The sequence below is a fragment of the Nostoc sp. genome (assembly GCF_036917395.1).
Lineage (GTDB): Bacteria > Cyanobacteriota > Cyanobacteriia > Cyanobacteriales > Nostocaceae > Nostoc.
The window spans coordinates 97,942-118,238 of record NZ_JBALDI010000078.1 but is presented as its reverse complement, the minus strand read 5'-3'; the positions used below and the strand labels follow the sequence as shown (position 1 = coordinate 118,238).

The window sequence follows — 20,297 nt, the reverse complement described above, 5'->3', positions numbered from 1 at the left end:
TTATTAATCAGATGCTTGCCTGCACTAACTTACATAAACTTGGAAAAAACTGTGGAAACTAAATGGCTGGAATGGGCACAGAAGTTACAAGCGATCGCTCAAAATGGTCTAACCTATTCTGAAGGCCCTTTTGATATCGAACGCTACAAACAATTACGAGCGATCGCCACAGAAATGATGGCGACTTACTCAAATGTAGAACACAGCTATGTCCTCGATTTGTTTAGCCGTGAAGTCGGATATGCAACTCCCAAAGTTGATGTGCGGGCAGCAATTTTTCGTGATGATACGATATTGTTAGTCAAGGAAAGAGCCGACGGCTGTTGGACTTTACCTGGTGGATGGGCTGATGTCGGCGAGTCTCCCAGTGAGGTAGTTGTGAAAGAAGTATATGAAGAATCTGGATATCAAGCACGCGCTATCAAACTACTAGCAGTCTATGACCGAGACAAACAGGGACATCCACCATTCCCGTTTTATGTCTATAAGCTATTTTTTAAGTGTGAAATTATTAGTGGTTCTCCATCATCAAGTATTGAAACTGAAGAAGTAGGTTTTTTCCGTGAAGATGCGTTACCAGAACTTTCTCTCGGACGTGTGACACCAGCGCAAATCACGCGACTTTTTCAACATTACCGCCAACCAGATTTACCAACAGACTTTGATTAGTAGCCGCTTTTGCCGATCTGTTAGCAAAAATCAAATAGAATTCCTATATATTTATCAAAAAAATAGTTGAGTAATCTTCACAAATAAAAAGCACTAACTTTGTTCAGTGTACTGAACTTAACCTGATTAAATTCAAAGCTATTGTCTACAATTTCAACCCTATAGAATGACAAGTATACGAAGACCAGCTATACAAGAAATTAAAATTTTATGAAGACTACTCAACAATTGAAGATGTGATGAAGACCACTAAGTAAATCTGACATACTCAGGAACTTTGTGATTTGATAGAAATAATAAATATATCACGCAAGTGTCGCTTTCACTGACAGTGTTTTAAATAAATTACTGATAGTACAAGTAAAGCATTCAATTTGTGTCTTCAAGGTTATTCTTAGGACTCTCAAATGATAATGATTAGTTTTAAATCTAAATTACTAAACGCTATAGCTGCTACCGCTGCATTCCCCAGATGAAGGCGGACGTTTATGAAGCCTAAACTTTGGAGAACAATTAAAGAGGAAATTACTATTTGGCGTGTAGGTACATTACCAGGTATTGCAGTGATTGGGCTGGTGATGATTGCTCGTCTCACTGGTTTAATGCAATCTTTGGAGTGGCTGGCTTTTGACAATTTTCTCCGACTACGCCCCGATGAACCTAGAGATGAGCAAATTGTAATTGTGGGGATTAATAAAGATGATATCAGCACTTGTACAGATTTTTCCCTATCAGATCACGATTTGGCACAGTTGCTGTTGAAATTGCAGAGTTATAAACCAAGAGTTATTGGTCTTGATATTTATCGGGATTTACCAGTTAATCCTGGTCATACTGAATTAGTTACAGTTTTTCAAAGTTTCAAAAATTTAATTGTTACTGAAAAAGTATTACCTGATGAAATTGTCCCACCACCAGCATTGTCAACTGAACAGGCTGGTTTTGCCAATCAAATTATAGATAGCGATGGCAAATTAAGGCGTAGCCTGTTAAGTACACCAACAAGTAAAGGTTACAAGTCATCTTTATCTCTAAGTCTGGCAGCAGTATATTTAGGTCATCATGGTATTAGTATAGAAAACGGTATTCGCGATCGCGCTGCTATCAGGTTCGGGAAGACTGAAATACCCCGGTTTTTCGCTAATTCTGGAGGATATGTCCGAACTGATGCAGGTGGAGTTCAGGTACTACTCAATTTTCGTAGTGGTCGAGAAAAATTTAGAACTTTATCTTTGTATGATCTCAAAAGCGATAAATTTAATCCAGACTGGATACGCGATCGCATTGTCATTATTGGGATAACTTCGCCCAGTTGTAAAGACTTTATCCCTACTTCAGCGATTGAATCTATTGAACCTGCACCAGAGCGAGTTTATAGAGTAGAAATTCAAGCACATGCTGTTAGCCAAATTATTAGCGCGGTGCTTAACTCTAGACCACTCTTAAATACTTGGCAAGATGGATGGGAATATATATGGATTTTGGCTTGGGGTTTGGTTGGAATTGCCATTGCTAGGCTCACTCAATCGCCTCTGATTAGTCTATTAGTTGTTGGTGTCGCTAACTGTAGCCTGCTGGTCTTTTGTTATTTACTCCTGACTTGGGGTTGGTGGGTTCCGCTGATCCCGACACTCGTTGTTTTAACTTTAAATGGTATGAAAATCACAGCTTTATATCAATACGATCAAGCTTTGCGTTCTGGAATTAGAGCTAGAGAAGCTCTTATTGAACGCATATTTGCAAAAATTCATAATGGCCCCCTGCAAAGGCTAGCTAAAGTTTTGAAACTAGTTCGAGACAAGGATTTACCAATGAATGACTTGCTACTAGAACTAGAAAAAGAGCTTGAAAAATTGAACTACGAGTTACGGGGAATTTATGAATTTTTGCAACGAGAACCTATCGACGAAGAAACGAATCTTTATTTAGGCAAAAATCTCGTGCTAAATTTGCGAGACCCTCTTCATGAAATTCTTTATCAAGTTTATAACTCTACCTTAGAGCGAGAGTTTCCCTGTTTTAAAACTATCAAAGTTAAAATTAGAGCTTTTGAACCTCTAAATGAACGAGCCTTGAATATTGAAGAAAAACAGGGTCTCTGCCTATTTTTGGAAGAAGCTTTATGCAATGTGGGCAAACATGCTACAGGAGTCACCCGTCTCGAAGTTACTTGCTCTTCATCTGAAGGCTGGTACACTCTAAGCATTATCGATGACGGCTTAGGGGTGAATTCATCTAGAGAAGGTTGGGGAACACAACAGTTTATAAATTTAGCTCGACAATTAAAAGGGAAATTTCGGCGAGTACCCCTTTCTCTTAAAGGTACTCTTTGTGAGTTATCTTGGCCAATAGTTAAAAAATCAAGCTATTTTTAGACTTTTGACTATTGCTCGGATCAATATAAATTATCAAAAAATTGATTAATTATTATTAATAATTAATCAATTAGTCCTTCTTCTCTAGCTCGCATTTCAGTTTGAATTCTGATATTTTTTCCCTCTTCAGGATAAACATTTAAAGCGTCTTGTAGCTTACTCCAGTAATGACGCACCATCCGCTCAGATATACATATACGTTCAGCAATTGTTTTATCTTGCAATCCTTCCTCAAATGCTAAAGTCAGCACCCTGAGCCACTCTGGTTTAACCTCTAATACAGAATGTATTCCTTTAATATCTTTTGTATGAGTTAAGCCCTGTAACGCCCAATCAATCCTGGTCAACATTTCCTGAGTCGATAGGCTTTTATCCGCGACTGTAAAGCCTCCTTTATGACTATCAATATCAAGTCTAATCCTTACCAGGGTTCTTACATTAGCACTTTGGACAACAATATTTAAGTTGGGATAGTTTTTCGTCAGAGTTCTTAGAAGTTGAACCCCTATATCAGGTCGGGCTGTCATTCCAGAGTTATCTGGAATAGAAAGATCCATTACAACCATATCTGGCTGTGAGGTAACAATTTCATGAAGAGCGTTCTTAGCATTTACCGCAATGATGAATTCAGCGTCAGGGTAATGCTTTTGCAACACATTAACAGTTCCAGCTAAAACTGATTCGTGGTCATCAATTACTAAAATTTTTAGAAGTTTTTTATCTTTTAAATCTTGTCTCATAATTAACAATACCCTAATAAAATCATATTTTAATTAATGCATAACTGTGATAACTGGCTAAATATATAAGACTATAAACTAACTAAAATATTTGACTAACAATTAAAATATTTTTACCATTTACTTTAAAGTTTTTACATAAGTTTTTGGTTGATACCTATAATATTTATTATACTGTTTTATCTAACTACATCTAATAAAAATTTCAGAACTATTACTTGTTGAAAAAATATTTATAACCTTAACCTGTCAAGGATGAGTAACGACTGACCCAGAGACTTTACATCCTTGTAAATTTTCCCAACCACTTACTTATCGCAATAATTCTTACCAATAAAAATAACAAGTAATGCTCAGGTTATCTTTACGATAAAAGCATTTACCCGAAGTTAAAAATCGAAAACTTTTGCAAAGATACTCTAGTTCTTTAAAATTAGAAGAGAAAATAATTGTAGATGGCTCAGGATATGTAATTTGCACCATTAGCTGACCGAGATTTTTGTGTTGTTTTAAACTGATAAAAATTGATATAGGAACCGAAATATTCGGCAAAGTTAATATTAGTAGTTCTTCTAAAGATTTGAAAACTATCAAACTCCGTTCAGCTTGCTCATATCGCCAGTAGGGTGGTATATCGAAATGGAAACAGAGGTGGGAATTTGATGTTAACCACTGTTCTAATAGGCACTCAATAGCCAACGGTAGGCTATCTTGAATATATGCCGGAAATAAGCGATCGCTCAATTGCACTAAAGCGTGATGAAAATTATCAGCTTGTTTTAGGTATTCTTGGATTTTGTTAATTGTTAGATTTAGGTTGTCTTGTGCCAATAAATCCAAGCTGCGACGGATTGTGAAGGATTCTTGTAATAAGCCTTCATGAATTTTACTTGCTTCTAGAAATAACTTGATAGATTGTCTATAAGACCACCATTGTAATGCTTGCTGAATTCTATAATAAGTTTTCAAATACATTATCAATGTCAGGACATAAATAGCTACAACTGTAATTTGTACATAAAATTCCATTATCACATATTTATATCCTTATAAATCAGTAATTAACCTAGCCTTTCTCAACATAAATTGCAGTGCTGTTTCTTCTTTTGAAATAATGTCAGCTTTGGCTTCCATGCCAGATTGGATATGACACTGGCGATCGCCATTGCCAAATATCATTATTTCAGGTTGAATAGTAGCTTCAAAGTAGCTACTTCCAGGGGTTGTAGAACCTGATATGGGGCTTTCTGCATTGTTACTTTTAGACGTAATTGTATCGGGAGAAACAGCCGTGACCACACCTTTGAGAGTGCCATAATCAGGATAAGGACAAGCATCAATTCGCAATTGGACTTTTTGACCAACTGCAACATTTTTAATTTCTTGAGTAGGGATAACTGCTTTAATAACTAGAGGAGCATTATTAGGAGCAATTTCAGCAATAGCTTCGCTAGCACGTAGCACTTGACCGGGGTTGCGTAAATTGAGCTTGAGAATGATACCATTACTACTTGCTCGCAGAATAGTATCTTGTAATTGACTAATTACTTGTAAAAGTTCTTTATGAGATTGTCCGAGTTGGTTTTGCATTTCCACTCGCCGCTGAATTAAAGCTTGTTTTTCCTTTTTTAAAATAGCGATGCTGACTTCACCTCTAGCAAATTCTTGGGCAATGCGATCTTGAGCGATCGCAACTGTGGCAGTGGTAGGATTAACAGCACCTAAAGCTACTTGCACTTTAGCTTTAGCAATATCAACAGCTTTTTTTTCAGATTCAAGTATGGCTTTAGTCTGGACAACAACTAGCTTTTTCTGCTCAAATTCGCGCTTACCAATTGCGCCAACCTGCGCCAACTGCTCATAGCGATCGCGATCCACCTCAGCAAAGCTTAAATCAGCTTCGGCTTTTTGCAATTCTGCTTGGGATTTTTGCAAACTTGCTTGTGCTGCTAGTAATTCGCTGCTGGTGGTAATCTGTCGCTCTTGATATTCCCGTTGATTACGTGCCAAATCCGCTTGAGCAGAGGCCACAGTTCGCTCTGCTACTGTTGCTTCAGCGATAATTTGAGTATCTAAAATCTTAATTTGGGCATCAAGTTGAATTATTTGTAACCTGATTTGTTGAATGTTATCTTTTAATTGACTCTGTTTGATTTGCAGTTGTTCGTCATCTAAGCGAGCGATCGCATCTCCCTGTTTGACTAGTTGATTTTCTTTCACAAAAATATCTTTAACAGTCCCTTCAATTTTCGGTTGCACTAACCGAATTTCTCCTGTAGGACGCACTACTGCTCCTGCTTTCACTGTCACATTATACTTCACCCATGAGCTGAGACTAATTCCAGCACTAAGGCTTCCAACCAGGAAAATTCCTGCTAAAGATGTCCAACGACTTACAGGAGGAAGAAACTCTTCACTTTGCACCGATGGCAGAAGTTTTTTACTATCTGTGTAGAGCATAATTATCTGAATAGATGTTAATAATTAAGAATTTAAAAATTCCAAATGCTCTCCAGATTGGGAGCGTAACTCATTTAAAGAACCTTGAGTTTTTAACTTGCCTTGATCTAGTAGAACTATCCAATCAGCACGATTAACTACCTTAGGACGGTGAGTAATCAAAATAGTGGTTTTACCTTGGCGATGCTCAAACAATTTATCTAAAACTTGCGCCTCACTTACTGGATCAAGTCCACCAGTAGATTCATCTAAAATAAGAATTGGTGGATCTGTGACAATGGCTCTTGCTATTGCTAATCTTTGCCGTTGCCCACCAGAAATATTTGCACCAAATTCCCCTAAAACAGTTTGATATGTATTAGGTAGCTTACTAATAAATTCATCAGCTTCTGCCACTTTACAAGCTCTTACAATCTCTTCAAACGTAACTTCGGGAGCAACTAAACGAAAGTTTTCTATAATCGATCGACTCCAAAAATGAGGTTCTTGGGGAACAAGAACCACCTGTTTTCTAAGACATTCAAGGGACAGGTCTTGAAGGTTATAGAGTCCAATACGAATATTACCAGATTGCAGTGGATATAACCCAGCAATAAGTTTGGCTAAAGTACTTTTGCCACAACCAGATTTGCCGATCAATGCAACATTTTTCCCGCCCGGAATTATTAAAGAAAAGTCATCTACTAAATCTAGACGACCAGCATAATGAAAATTAATATTTTTACAAATAATGTCATCATCCCCTGCAATCTTGGCGTAAGGCTTTATCTCATCGCCCTCATTTTCTGAGGTAGCATCTATGACTTCTGTTAGACGTTGTGTAGCAGTTTTTGCACGAGTAAATTCCTCAACAAAGCTGATTAAAGTAGCAAATAAGCCCAGAAAATTACCATTCATTGAGTTAAAGGCAAATAGTTGCCCGATACTCAAGTTTTCTACTGGGTTAATTACCAAATTGCCACCAAACCAAAGCAAAATAACGCCACCAACTCCCGAAACCAAGCCAGAAAAAGTATTATTAATGATCCCAATGTGTATTGTGCGATATGTAATGTTAGCAAGACGACCAAATCGACTTTGTAATTCCTCCCAAAATTGCAACCCAGATGTAGTAGTTTTGAGAGTTAGTGCGCCTTTAAAAGTTTCTACTAAAACCCCTTGTGTTTCTGCTTCTTGAACTAAAAGCTCACGAGTTTTTTGCTGCAAATTTGGCTGAAAGACTACTGTCGATAAGCTCATTACTATAGCGATGAATACAGCTACTACAGTAAGTTTCCAGCTATAAAAAACCATGAATCCAAAAGAAATCAAGGCAATAAAAAATTGGCTAGGTAAACCAACAACAACTTGAGCAACTAATTGATTAATTTGGTCGATATCTTGCAGACGACTAACAATTTCACCACTGCGACGGGCTTCGTAGTATGAGAGAGGTAATCGGAGAATTTGCCGCCCAAATTCTAGCACTAACCCCAATTGCAGACGTTGTGCAAAGTGAGCAATTAAATTAGACTGCACAAAGGACAGACTACGGGAAATAAAATTCATCACTATCACAGCGATCGCTACAGTAGTAAGTAACTTTGTATCACCTCTAACCAGCACATCGTCAGTCAAAATTTGCATCAAAAAAGGGGAAGCTAAAGATAGCAATCCCAACATTAGGTTAAGAGGTAAGGCTTGAGCTAAAATAGCACGATAAATCCAGACGCGCCTGAAGAAACGCCAAAATCCACCTAGTTTTTCATCTTTTTGAGCAAAAAACTTTACATCTGGCTCAAGTAAAAGCATCAACCAATCTGTACAACCTTCGGCTATCTCTTTTTTAGAAAGATAACGGATACCTACAGCCGGATCAGCAACTAAACATTTTTGACCTTTCTTACCGTATAAAACAACCCAGTGATTACCTTTCCAGTGAATAATTGCAGGTAATGGTGCTTCTTTAATCCTGTTTAAAAAATCTGGTGAAGTTTTAACTGGACGAGCATTGAAACCAAGTGTTTCTGCTCCTCTCTTTAATCCTAATAAAGTAGTGCCGAACTGCCCAGTACCTACAGCTTCACGGATGCGACTCAAAGTAAAAGTCCGTCCATAATATTTAGAAATAGCCGCAAGGCAAGCAGCCCCACAGTCTTCTTCACTATGCTGTTTAACAAATTGGTATTTCATAGGTAATTTACCTTATCTAATGACAACTTTAAGCTAATAATGTTGTCAATCTGTTGGTATATTTTTTGATAATTGGAGTGCGCTCAACTGATATAGGACTCATCTCTGATTTTTGAACAAAATTTCATAGAAAACTCTGATCAAACAGGTTTTTCATTCTCAGGATGTTTTCAAAAATCAAATCTGAGTCCTATAAAATCTTTAGGATTAACCTAGAAGAGACATCATGCTAAACAACATATTAAGTAAACCAGAGTTGCTCCTCGCTGACCTACCCCCCCGTAGTTGACGACCTAGACTGAATCCAAAGGTAATTTGTGAGAACCTATATCCAGTTTGTTGAATAGAAGAAATACTACCATTACTACCAGATACATTAATTGCACTATTGGCAAAAGTTTCTATATCTGTTTTTTGGAAGAACAAAGTGCCAAAATCTAATCCTGAAGAAAGTGAGCCTCCACCAGAGATAGTTTCTTGTTGTTGTGCTGATAAATCAAGAAATAATTCAGAAACTTCCGGTTTGATATCCTTAGACATTGTTGTTAGGTTTGTAAAAGTAGAATTTAGATTATTTATGAAAAGGCATAAGGTAAACCCCATAAATAAATTTTAGTGGTTTAAAACAAGGACACCTTTTTTATTGCGCTTCGGTCTTTAAAAAATCTTTTTATCCAATTCAATAAAATTAGGGGCTTTAACCCCTTTGGTACAGGGCAAAATATATATTTTATTCCTTATGCCTTTCTACGGTAAAAGCATTAAACTGACACAAAAATTTAGAATGTAAAATGCAGTTAGCTTTCAGTAATTTATGGAACCATAATTAATTGTGTGTCCATAAACATTTAATATATAGCTGATTGCTAACTGCTATGAAACCAATAAGCTAGGGAAAGATAGGGGAGCGCTGATTACTCCCCTTCGTAACGCGTTGAGAGACGATGATACTCGTCGCAATCTATTGCAGAAACTAGTCAACCAATGCCTTAAATGAAGTACCTGATTTAATCAAGTTTAGGCTTAATGTTTGCACGCCACCACTTGATATACTGCTACCGCCAGGACCAGACATACTATATACTGGCGAGATGTTTGCAGTTTTTAATTTCAAGAGAGAATAAAAGGTGTCCTGGAAAACTGCTGCACCACCAGCTACGCTTTCTTGTTGTTCAGTAGATAAATCGGTAAATAGTTCGTGTGACATAGTTGAAAACTCCCTTGATTTTATTTGAGTTGAATAATCTCGAAAACTGAAATACTGAATTAAAACATCAGTTAACTAAGAAGCTAGGGAAAGATGGGGGAGCGCTGATTACTCCCCTTCGTAACGCATTGAGAGACGATGATACTCGTCGCAATCTATTGCAGAAACTAGTCAACCAATGCCTTAAATGAAGTACCTGATTTAATCAAGTTTAGGCTTAATGTTTGCACGCCACCACCTGATATACTGCTGCCGCCAGGACCAGACATACTATATACTGGCGAGATGGTTGCAGTTTTTAATTTCAAAAGAGAATAAAAGGTGTCCTCGAAAACTGCTGCACCACCAGTTACGCTTTCTTGTTGTTCAGTAGATAAATCGGTAAATAGTTCGTGTGACATAGTTAAAAACTCCCTTGATTTTATTTGAGTTGAATAATCTCGAAAACTGAAATACTGAATTAAAACATCAGTTAACTAAGAAGCTAGGGAAAGATAGGGGAGCGCTGATTACTCCCCTTCGTAACGCGTTGAGAGACGATGATACTCGTCGCAATCTATTGCAAAAACTAGTCAACCAATGCCTTAAGCGAATGCTTTAAACGAAGTATCTGATTTAATCAAGACTAGGTTTAATGTTTGCACGCCACCACCTGATATACTGCTGCCGCCAGGACCAGACTTACTATATACTGGCGAGATGGTTGCAGTTTTTAATTTCAAAAGAGAATAAGAGGTGTCCTCGATAAGTGCTGCACCACCAGCTACGATTTCTTGTTGCTCTTCGCTTACATTGATAAACAAATTGTCAGACATAATTACCAACCTTTAATTTTGAGTTTAATTGATTTTCAGCTATTTAGTTGAGTGCCTTTGTTTGGTGTCTCAACCTTTCGCTTAATCAATACAATAAGTTAAAGCACTGAGGTTGTCATTTCCAGTTTACGTAAACTTAATTACCATATTTAGAAAACTAGATTTCACAATTACGCCACTACTATTTCCGAAAAATACATAGAGAGCAATTGCCCTGAAACTATAGCAATCCGATTTGATTGTGTGAAAAAATTTAACTATATGTAGGGTGCGTTAGAACGGAGTCCGTAACGCACCAAAGCCTTCGGACGTTGCCGTACTTTCGTCTAGTACAACGCCAGTTGCTACAACAGATAGCGCAGCGTAAAGCCTTCTCTTCTCCCTACAGCCCTTGCCTAACGGGACGCCTTGCGGCGAACAGGCATTCTACGGCAGGCGCTAGCCTCTGGTAATGGGAAAAGGGGCAATATCCCCAGATACAGGAAGCCACAACTCTACAAGATGCTTTGCGTAGCTTGCTTCTCCGTAGGAGTACGTATCTACGTGTCCTTAAACATTTTTTTACTTGCCAACTTTCTGAGGTAAAATACTACTACACAAATTTCCTAACTAATTGACTACATAGTTTGCTCCAGAAATAGTTGCATGAACCTATCCCACTATTCTAAAAATCCCTACTTCTTTTTGTAAAATGTGCTTTAAAACCTTGATTTTTCGTTTTCATTTATCAATAAGCTTAAGCTTTGTAGCACAAATATTATTAGTGGGATAGGTTCATAGCAATGACTCCAATAACTAAACACCAACCAAGACTCGGAGTTGAAGTCCTGCGGGGTTGCAATCTTAGCAACCTTACAAATCTAGAGTCGCGTGAATTAAAGGAATCACTTTGGAAACACGGCGTTGTCGTCGTTAGACAGCAACACCTCACCGCAAAGCAGTTGGAAGAATTTGCCAGGAAGACCTTTGGTGACTTAATGTTTGGCTATTCTAAAACCAAAACATTAGATCCTGATATTAGTCCAGACCTCCAAAGCCAATTTGTGAATATTTTGGGTAATCCCAAGGGGCTTGCTCAACCAGTAGTAGGGAAGTTTGCTTGGGAATGGCATCATGATAAAGATGGCGTCCCCTGCACAGAGGGACTGGATATGAATGCACTATATGTTGTCATGCTTTATGGTGTGGAAGTGCCTGCCGAAGGTGTAAATGGGCAGCCTCACACCACAGAGTTCCTCGACATGATAGAGGCTTATAATAACCTAGATCATCAACATCAGCAGCAGTTAGAGCAGATGTCGATGTATCACTCACCACCCATGTTTTCTAAAAGTACCAATGTAAAGACTGATGTACCGAGGAAAGTGCATCCCATTGTGTCTACTCACAAAGTCACTGGTAAAAAGGGATTATATCTAGGTTCGGACACTGCGATCGCAGTTGGTATGGAAGATAGACCAGAGCAAGCAAAACGTTTCTGGCAGGATTTGTTTGGAACTGTTCTAGACTGCACACCAGTCTACTCCCATGTTTGGCAGCCAGGAGATATAATTTTTTGGGACAACTCACAGGTAATGCACAGAGGTGTACCCTATGAAGCAACGAATTACAAGCGAATTGCGTTGCGTTTAGGTGTAGTGGATCAGACATAATTTTTATCTCACGTAGAGATGCTTTAGACGCAGAGGATAATTCTCTACTGAGGCGTTGTCTCCTGCGTCGGTGTCGGTATCGGTGTAGGAGTGCCGGTTTCTGTAGGTGTAGGTGTAGGTGTGGGTGTTGGCGTGGACGTGGGAGTTGGCGTGGGTGTTTGCGTGGGCGTTGGTGTAGGCGATGGGGGAGGGGTGGGATTTTCTGCTGTAATGCTGAGTTGATAATCTACTGGTTTCGATGCTGTAGAAACCACGACAAACTCGTAAAATCCTTTTTCTGGTAATTTAGTTGATAAACTGCGCTGGGTAGAATCTTCTAAAAATTGAATTTTGCCAGAAGGTGAATAGACTGATAACAAAACTTGGGAATTTGCTTGTAGCTTCAAATCCAGAGATTGCTCTTTGGCAAGTCCAGCAATGAATACTTTACCACCGCCAGGTTGGAGAGTACCGTTGACTGTTTTACTGATAGCGCCCGGTTCAAAGACAAGTTTCTCAAAAGCGCTACCGCCGAGGATAGCACTGAGTTTATCGCTAACAAAACCGTACCAAACTTGTCCAATCGGCTGAACTCGGAAATTTTTACCACGCTGCTCAGGGAATATATTTAAGAAAGCAGCATCTCCCAAATCATACAAAGAACGACTACCAACGTTGATTTTGTTAACTTCTACTTTCCAGCGATCGCGTTCAGCAGTTGTGTAAGTTCCCAATTGTCGGCGTGTATTGGCACTTAATGGTACTAGCTTTTCCAGCAATTCTGAGCCTGTTTTATCCCATTCTGCCCGCAAACTCTCATCTTCAGGGCCATCGCTGAGAGTGCGTCCCCGTAAACTGGGATTTCTGTCCCAAAAAACTTCATTCACCAAGTTAATGTAAAACTTCTCATTAATACCCAACTGTTGACGGCGATCGCTTAATCTTTCTTTGCGTTGCCGTTCTGCTGGTGAATATTGCGCTAAGGGATCAGTTGGCTGATCGCTGGTTGGAATTGGGCTGGCTGTAGGAGTAGGTTTGACTTCCCCGACATCACGCCTGCTATTCACTCCCCACCAAAGTAATCCAACAGTACCAGCTACCGCCGCCGCCACAAGGAAAGTTTTTGTTGGTGTCCACCAGGTTGTGGGTTGAGGAGATGGGGAAGATGTAGCTTTAGCTTCCCGCAGGGTAGGGTATGAAGGAGATGGGGGAGGTGGGGAGATGGCGACGGTGGCGGATGTGGGTTCTGGTGCAGTGGAATATTGAGTTGGGGGAAAGTTAGCTGGGGATGGGTTGAGGATTTGGAGTACTTGACGGGCTGATTGATAGCGATCGCTTGGTCTGGTAGATAGCATTTTATCTAATACCTGTGCCAAAATCGGACTCAGGCTTACTTCCCGTCGCCACTGCCAGGTAAGATTGTAGTTATCAATTAATTCTTGGGGTTGTTTGCCTGTCAACAAAACTAGCATTGTTGCAGCCATTGCATACAAGTCGCTGTGGGGAGACACTAACCCAGTTTGCATCTGTTCTGGGGGAGCAAATCCTACTTTACCCAATAGGGTTGGTGATGGGGAAGATGCAACTACGCCGGGTTGGTAATATTCAGAAGCAACGGTTGCTACTACTTGTTTGACACCGCCAAAATCAATTAATACTGGCAGTTTGTCAACAGTGCGAAGCATTAAGTTATCTGGAGAAATATCTCGATGAATTACTCCTAGTGAGTGGATGTATTCCAACACTGGCAAAATTGAAAGCAACAATTGGCGTACTTCCGCCTCTGTAAAGCGCAAACCCTGCTGTATCCGGGCATTTAACAACGAGTTGTAAGTTTCCCCTTCCACATAATCTTGCACCAAAAACAGATATTCTTTGCCCCCTAAGTTCATGCGAAGCAGTTCCCGGAAGCGGGGAATTTGGGGATGTTGCAGTTTATAGAGAACACTCGCTTCTCTCTCAAACAGTTCTTCAGCTTTTTGGACAATGTAAGCGGTTTGAACTTGGGGGGAAAATTCTTTTAAAACACAAAGTTCGCGGAAACGGTTGACATCTTCAGCTAAATAAGTCCGTCCAAAGCCACCTTGGCCTATTTGACGCACAATTATATAGCGATCGCCTAAAGTTAGTCCCGGTTGGATACTATAACTCATGGGCGTATCCAACAATTTTTCACCACACTGGAGACAAAAGCGACTACCTGGGGAATTTTCATGTCCTTTAGAACAATATATTGAATTCATAAAAAAGTGAGCAATTAGGAGTTAATTCATAACTCATCACTTATAACTCCTAACTCTATTTTTGTACTTTACTGACTTGATCAGCTGCGATCGCATACCAAATTTGACCAAAAGTCTGTTGATTCAGTTTCCCACGCTGCTGACCAGGAAACAACCGATCAAATTTTTTATTTGTCTCTTTGTTCAGTTGATCAATTGTATAGTTCCCGAATTGCCCCGATCGCGCTTGTCGTCTCCATGTTTCGTAATCTTGTGCAGTATATTTCCCCAATTTCCGACGAGATTCTGTACTGAGGTTAACCTGTTCTAGTTTATTCAATAAATCGTCAGCGATACCAGACCATTCATCTCGTAAACCAGCGTCTTCAGGTTTAGATGTAAGGCTACGTCCCTTTAATTCTGGTTTTTTTGTATAAAATAAATTATCTACGAAGGGAATAAAAAATCCTTCAGTAATTTCTAGCTGTTGGCGACGACTGACTATTTCCTGGAGATCACTATTTTTTCCTTTGTCGCTGACTGGTTTACTGCTCGGATTTGGAAACTGGGGAATTTGCGGTAATGAAATTGATGGAAGAGTGATTGAAGATACGCTCCGAATGACTGCATTTCCCACCGCCAAAGTTAATCCAACTAAAGCTGTTCCCCCTAAACTGATCACAAAAGGGCGAATCCAAACAGGCCAAGATATCGGTTTAGCAAGCGCTTGGGTTTTGCTCTGGAATCCACTCACAACAGCACTGGCGCGTTGTCTTCCTGGAGCAACTACCATCGTCTTGATCTTGGCGCTAATATAATTACCTATGGGTTTAGTAGCAGTTGGCGATGGTAAATCTTTGAGGATTTGCTCGGCTCGTTGATAGCGATCGCTCGGTTTATAAGCTAGCATCTTTTTTAACACCGCTTCCAGTTGGGGACTAACTTGAATTTCCTTTGCCCATCCCCAAATTCCCTGATAGCTGTCGTATAATTTTTGCGGTTCTTTCCCCGTGAGCAACACCAATGATGTTACCGCCAAAGAATATAAATCACTACTTAGAAATACTTTCCCCTGCCGTAGCTGTTCTTCTGGAGCGTAGCCCTTTTTACCCAGCAAGGTGTTATTTCCAACCAACTTAGTCTGCCAAAAACCTTGAGAAGCTGGCAATTGCTTGACACCACCAAAATCAATCAGCACTGGCAGATGATCAGAACGCCGCCAAATCAGATTATCAGGAGTGATATCACGGTGAACCACATCTTGTGAGTGGATGTATGATAACACAGGTAAAATCTGTTGCAGTAGGGTGATTACTTCCTCTTCACTGAAGGTTTTTCCTTGACTCTGACGCTGTTCTAATAATTGGTAGTAATTGTCACCATCGACATAATCTTGTACTAAAAAGAAAAAATCTTTAGTGCCTATCTTCACTTGTAGCGAGGCGTGAAAATGCGGAATCTGTGGATGCTGGAGTTTTTTCAGAACATTTGCTTCTCGCTCAAATAACTCTTTAGCTTTTTGTAAATCTTGCTGTTCTTGTACTTGGGGTGCAAATTCCTTCAGCACACATATTTGATGGGATTTACTTCTATCCTGTGCCAAATAGGTGCGTCCAAAGCCGCCCTGCCCTAAATGACGGATAATTTGATAGCGATTATCCACCACCTGTCCCACAGCAAGAGGTAATGGCTCACCACAATGGATACAAAAGCGGTTACTACCATTATTTGTGTGTTGTTTACTGCAATAGAGCTGCATGGTGCTGAAGGATAAGTTAAGGTTTTATTGATTGACTACGACGTGCATACCCTCATTTTCGGATATTTTAGGAAATGTTAAAAGCAGGGTGTTCCTATATAAAATCCGTGTTGTTAAGAATCACTGGGGTTTTGGGGTATTAAATAACAGCTAAAATACTGGCAGCAAGTAACGGTGTTGGTTCTACTTCAGGATAAACAACAAGCGTCATGAACTGCAAATCACAACAGCAGCGAGCAATTAAAGCATTTGAAGATTTTTTGTCTACCCCTTTAGAAACGCTACTGCAACGGCATCTCAACACTCAAACTTCGGCAGCTTTGAGTTTATTTCACGATGTGGCGGCTAATGTACCAGCCTACAAGGCTTTTTTAGCAGAAAGGGAAATTAATCCGGCGACTATTCAAACCTTGGAGGAGTTTCAAAAACTCCCAGCGATCGCTAAACAAAATTATATACTGCGTTATCCTTTAGCTGACTTGTGCCGCAATGGGCAACTCCAAGCGTGCGACATGATAGCTGCTTCATCAGGTTCTAGTGGAAAACCGACATTTTGGCCCCGTTTTTTCACAGATGAACTCCAAATCGCCATACGCTTTGAACAGATTTTTCACGATAGTTTTCATGCAGATACTCGACGTACCCTAGCAGTGATTTGTTTCACTTTAGGCACTTGGGTAGGTGGAATATTCACTACTAATTGCTGTCGTTATCTTGCTAGCAAAGGTTATCCCATCACTGTAATTACTCCTGGTAATAACAAAGAAGAAATTTTGCGACTTGTCCAAGAATTAGGTTCAGCATTTGAACAAGTAGTGCTGTTGGGATACCCGCCATTTTTAAAAGATGTGATTGATACTGGTATCGCCCGTAGTGTGGAGTGGCAGCAATATCAGATTAAATTAGTGATGGCGGGAGAAGTATTTAGTGAAGAATGGCGGAGTTTAGTTGGCGAAAGAGTTGGTTCACAAAATCCTTGCTCTGATTTTGCATCACTTTACGGCACTGCGGATGCAGGAGTTTTGGGTAATGAAACACCGTTAAGTATCTGCATTCGCCGTTTTTTGGCAGAAAATCCCGATGCAGCTAGAGCTTTATTTGGGGAATCACGTTTACCCACACTAGTACAGTATGATCCTTGCAGTCGCTTTTTTGAAGTTGACGATGGCGGATTGCTGTTTTCTGGAGATAACGGTATTCCCTTAGTGCGTTATGACATCTTAGATACTGGCGGAATAATTAGTTATGATGCCATGCTGCAATTTTTAGCTGAATGGGGATTTAATCCGCTCGAAAATCTCCGTTCTGACACTCAACAATCACCTAGAGGTATTCATCAGCTACCTTTCGTTTATGTCTTCGGTCGTTCTAATTTTACAGTTTCTTACTTTGGCGCAAACATCTATCCAGAAAATGTGACTGTGGGATTAGAGCAACCAATAATTCAAGAATGGGTGACAGGTAAATTTGTATTGCAGGTGCAGGAAGATGCAGACAAAAATCGATTTTTATCGGTGATTGTGGAGTTAGCACCAGGGGTAGAGGGTAGTGAAGAGAAAAAAGAAGCGATCGCATCTTCTATTCTTTCACAACTGCTACGCCTCAATAGCGAGTTTGCTAATTATGTTCCGCCAGAATATCAAACACCACAAGTTACATTAGCCCCAATGGGTGATTTTGAATATTTTCCTATTGGAGTGAAACATCGTTATACCCGTCAATAGGGAATAGGAAATAGTTTTCAGTTAGATGTAAGTCCCTTAATATTAGTGATTTTGCCTGTTAATCTAACTGCGAACTTACTTTAAATAGAGCATCCAAAATGTGTAAAAACATAATTTGTCATGAATCATGTATAAATAATGATAACCACTATACATAGGGAGTCAGGGCGTAGGCGTCGGCTACGCCCTGACTCCCTATTTATCTACTGTTTTATTCCTCAATCAACTCAAAATCAACCCGTTCATAAATATCACGCAAGGCAATTTGAAAATCGATAGAATCTAGGACTAAAACTGCCTCTTCACCTTCATATTCCTTAAAAATCCATTGACCCTCTGCTTGCTTGGCAAATTGTTCCACAGCAAAACTATACTGGTCAATCATAATATATTCCTGAAAACCAGGAATTGAACGATAATATTTAAACTTATCTGTTTTGTCATAATTCTTAGTTGAATTTGATAAGACTTCAACAATTAACAAGGGATTAGTAATAGTTGTTGTACCTGTTCCCTCATAAATAGGCTTACCTTTGATGACTATAACATCAGGATAAGTATAAAGGCGATAACGAGGTATTGATAATTTAACATCGCCTATATATATGTCATAAGCTTGATCTTACACTGTCAGGGGAAATTTTCTACAAAAATTAAGTGCAATTTTATTGTGGTTGGTTGTTCCTCCTGTCACAGGTATAATTTCTCCGTCTCTGTATTCATTTTTATATTCAGCCTTCTCTTCTAATTCCAAATATTCTTCTGGGGTGTAGTAGCGTTTTTCTGTTTGTAAAACCATATTAATTAACCTCATAAAATGGGGAGATGACTATGTTAAGCTAGTCGGTATTTAAATTGCAACATAGTCTCTATTTCCCTTTTTTTTGATTTTCCTATGCCACTTAATGACTAACTCATCCTGATTCAATAGCTTATCTAGTAAATACTTCAACTCATCTAATAATTGAAATAGACAATGAGCAATGTATTCCTTACATGAATACCAGACTAATTCGATGATGTTGTAATCATGACTATATGTGGGTACAAATTCTAATACAAAATTAGGAATGCTTCTGTCAATACCTGCTACTGAGAAACCATTACTGGCAATTACTGCTCTAGTTTTTCATTTTACCAATATTACGTTTTAGAATGCGGATTGGTATCACTCTATAAGTTCGCCCATATTAAAGTCTATTCTTATCCAACCTTTGAGTCTTCGTAAATTGTCGAGAATCAGTAAGGGAATCTGCCAATGATGTACTATCAGGAAGGGTAAGGGATCGCCCACCTCAAAAATTGCTTCTTTCCCCCGCCTGATGTTTCTTACCCAGGTTTGCAGTTGCTTAAACGATCTAATCTCATTCAGCCGCCAAACTTCGTGGTACAGCCAATAGGTTGGCTTACTATCACCAAGAGGCTGCAAAGATTCAGCCAGAGGCTCATTACCAAGATAGGCATCCGCTACTCCTGGATGATTGTAAAACATAGTAATGGCGGAGTGAGTCCGGGGATTACACTCAATTGCGTAAACAGTTCCGTCTTCTGCCTGGATGAAGTCAAAGGAAAGTTGCCCAGTTTTTCCCAGTTCTTTGGTAAAATGACTCGCCCATTGCATAATTTCTCGCTGATCAACGTTTTCGTAGTTGACTTGAAAGGCGGATGACTTACAGCAGCAGTACATTCTTGATTCTCCATCTCGCGCTGTAGTATGAGTGCAGTATTCCTTTCCAGGGATGAATTCCTGCATAATCCAAGGATTCTCCTCACTCATGGGCAGACTGTTGACAAATGCTGCTGTTTCTGCTTGTGTATCGCAAGGTAATTTGGTGAGATTCAAGCGACGTATTTGATCGTAGGGGATGCTTTTAAGAATGTATTTGCACTTCTCCTGAGAAAAGTCAAAGTTGATGACTTGTTCGGGATCGGTAATTTTGAAGGATTTGGGGACAGATAAACCGAACGATCGCGCTGTTTCAGCAAAGGCAAACTTGTCATCCAGGAGCTTTGTGACATCAGCATCGAAGTGGAAAAACTCTACACAGTCTGGTAATGGTGGCTTGCCGCGATCATAGTGGATGACAGAAAAAATCGCTACCGGAATAAAAAAGTCGATCTTTTCTTTTTTGGCGATCGCGTGTAGGGTTTCAATGTAGCCTTCTAAGTCTTTGCTGGGATCAGGAACGGTATAAAAGCCTGCAACAGAGTTGGAATATTTATTACCACTTGACCAGAATTTCTCAATGTCAATTATAATAACCCGATGCCCTGCTGCATGAAATGAACGCGCTAGCTGAAGGGTTTTAGTCATTCTAGCGCCAGCAATCAAGATATTTTTGGAATTGGGGTTAACAACAGTTGACTTACTGAATGGTTGCTTAAGAAAGTTCCACAGTAGCGATGTTAAGACGACGATGCAGTTTAAGGGAAATGCGATCGCTAGTAATACAAGAGTGCCCAAGTTTTGGAACACTACAAAAATATGCTTTCTCATAATTATAATTGTTACATAATAGTGGA

General features: G+C 39.5%; 15 protein-coding genes and 2 pseudogenes. 4 read left to right on the top strand and 13 right to left on the bottom strand.

Annotation, left to right across the window (positions count from 1 at the left end; translation table 11 throughout):
- Nucleotides 1–51: 51 nt before the first annotated feature.
- Both V7K46_RS26985 and V7K46_RS26980 read left to right on the top strand, forming a co-directional pair.
- Nucleotides 52–669 (top strand): NUDIX hydrolase, encoded by a 618-nt coding sequence (locus V7K46_RS26985; RefSeq protein WP_335118661.1) that lies wholly within the window; start codon nt 52–54, stop codon nt 667–669.
- A 488-nt stretch (nt 670–1,157) separates the two neighbouring features.
- A complete protein-coding gene (locus V7K46_RS26980) occupies nt 1,158–3,044 on the top strand; it encodes a sensor histidine kinase (protein WP_335118659.1) in 1,887 nt (628 codons plus the stop codon).
- A 62-nt stretch (nt 3,045–3,106) separates the two neighbouring features.
- Here the strand turns inward: V7K46_RS26980 and V7K46_RS26975 are convergent, their stop codons facing one another.
- The 8 genes from V7K46_RS26975 to V7K46_RS26940 all read right to left on the bottom strand — a co-directional run bounded on the left by V7K46_RS26975 (nt 3,107) and on the right by V7K46_RS26940 (nt 10,438).
- Nucleotides 3,107–3,784 carry a response regulator transcription factor gene (locus V7K46_RS26975; RefSeq protein ID WP_335118657.1) on the bottom strand — a complete coding sequence of 226 codons (678 nt, stop codon included), beginning with the start codon at nt 3,782–3,784 and terminating at the stop codon, nt 3,107–3,109.
- Between the two features lie 327 nt (nt 3,785–4,111).
- Entirely contained in the window at nt 4,112–4,813 is a 702-nt protein-coding gene (locus V7K46_RS26970) for a hypothetical protein (protein ID WP_335118655.1), read from the bottom strand.
- Between the two features lie 18 nt (nt 4,814–4,831).
- Nucleotides 4,832–6,244 (bottom strand): HlyD family secretion protein, encoded by a 1,413-nt coding sequence (locus tag V7K46_RS26965; RefSeq protein ID WP_335118653.1) that lies wholly within the window; start codon nt 6,242–6,244, stop codon nt 4,832–4,834.
- A 24-nt stretch (nt 6,245–6,268) separates the two neighbouring features.
- Complete coding sequence (locus tag V7K46_RS26960) at nt 6,269–8,416, bottom strand: peptidase domain-containing ABC transporter (RefSeq protein ID WP_335118651.1); 2,148 nt, start codon at nt 8,414–8,416, stop codon at nt 6,269–6,271.
- Between the two features lie 207 nt (nt 8,417–8,623).
- Nucleotides 8,624–8,956, bottom strand: coding sequence for a hypothetical protein (locus tag V7K46_RS26955; RefSeq protein ID WP_335118649.1), 333 nt, complete (start codon nt 8,954–8,956; stop codon nt 8,624–8,626).
- Nucleotides 8,957–9,389: 433 nt separating this feature from the next.
- Nucleotides 9,390–9,623 (bottom strand): CTB family bacteriocin, encoded by a 234-nt coding sequence (locus V7K46_RS26950; RefSeq protein ID WP_335118647.1) that lies wholly within the window; start codon nt 9,621–9,623, stop codon nt 9,390–9,392.
- A 167-nt stretch (nt 9,624–9,790) separates the two neighbouring features.
- Nucleotides 9,791–10,024, bottom strand: coding sequence for a CTB family bacteriocin (locus tag V7K46_RS26945; protein WP_335118645.1), 234 nt, complete (start codon nt 10,022–10,024; stop codon nt 9,791–9,793).
- A 183-nt stretch (nt 10,025–10,207) separates the two neighbouring features.
- Nucleotides 10,208–10,438 carry a CTB family bacteriocin gene (locus V7K46_RS26940; RefSeq protein ID WP_335118643.1) on the bottom strand — a complete coding sequence of 77 codons (231 nt, stop codon included), beginning with the start codon at nt 10,436–10,438 and terminating at the stop codon, nt 10,208–10,210.
- Nucleotides 10,439–11,220: 782 nt separating this feature from the next.
- Between V7K46_RS26940 and V7K46_RS26935 the strand changes: the two genes are divergently transcribed.
- Nucleotides 11,221–12,090, top strand: coding sequence for a TauD/TfdA dioxygenase family protein (locus V7K46_RS26935; protein ID WP_335118641.1), 870 nt, complete (start codon nt 11,221–11,223; stop codon nt 12,088–12,090).
- Nucleotides 12,091–12,134: 44 nt separating this feature from the next.
- On the opposite strand, the gene V7K46_RS26930 is transcribed toward V7K46_RS26935, so the two are convergent.
- Nucleotides 12,135–14,312, bottom strand: a complete 2,178-nt coding sequence (locus V7K46_RS26930) for a serine/threonine-protein kinase (protein WP_335118639.1) — start codon at nt 14,310–14,312, stop codon at nt 12,135–12,137.
- Nucleotides 14,313–14,367: 55 nt separating this feature from the next.
- Entirely contained in the window at nt 14,368–16,050 is a 1,683-nt protein-coding gene (locus tag V7K46_RS26925) for a serine/threonine-protein kinase (RefSeq protein ID WP_335118637.1), read from the bottom strand.
- Between the two features lie 209 nt (nt 16,051–16,259).
- Here V7K46_RS26925 and V7K46_RS26920 point away from each other — a divergent pair, with 209 nt between their 5' ends.
- Nucleotides 16,260–17,774: a phenylacetate--CoA ligase family protein gene (locus V7K46_RS26920; RefSeq protein WP_335118635.1), complete on the top strand. Its 1,515-nt coding sequence runs from the start codon at nt 16,260–16,262 to the stop codon at nt 17,772–17,774.
- 211 nt (nt 17,775–17,985) lie between these two features.
- Here V7K46_RS26920 and V7K46_RS26915 read toward each other — a convergent pair.
- The 3 genes and pseudogenes from V7K46_RS26915 to V7K46_RS26905 form a co-directional block, all read right to left on the bottom strand.
- Nucleotides 17,986–18,573 (bottom strand): annotated as a pseudogene (locus V7K46_RS26915) (Uma2 family endonuclease).
- 51 nt (nt 18,574–18,624) lie between these two features.
- Nucleotides 18,625–18,858: pseudogene (locus tag V7K46_RS26910) on the bottom strand (transposase); the annotation flags it as partial.
- Nucleotides 18,859–18,942: 84 nt separating this feature from the next.
- Nucleotides 18,943–20,271 (bottom strand): ATP-grasp domain-containing protein, encoded by a 1,329-nt coding sequence (locus V7K46_RS26905; RefSeq protein ID WP_335118633.1) that lies wholly within the window; start codon nt 20,269–20,271, stop codon nt 18,943–18,945.
- Between the last annotated feature and the right edge of the window lie 26 nt (nt 20,272–20,297).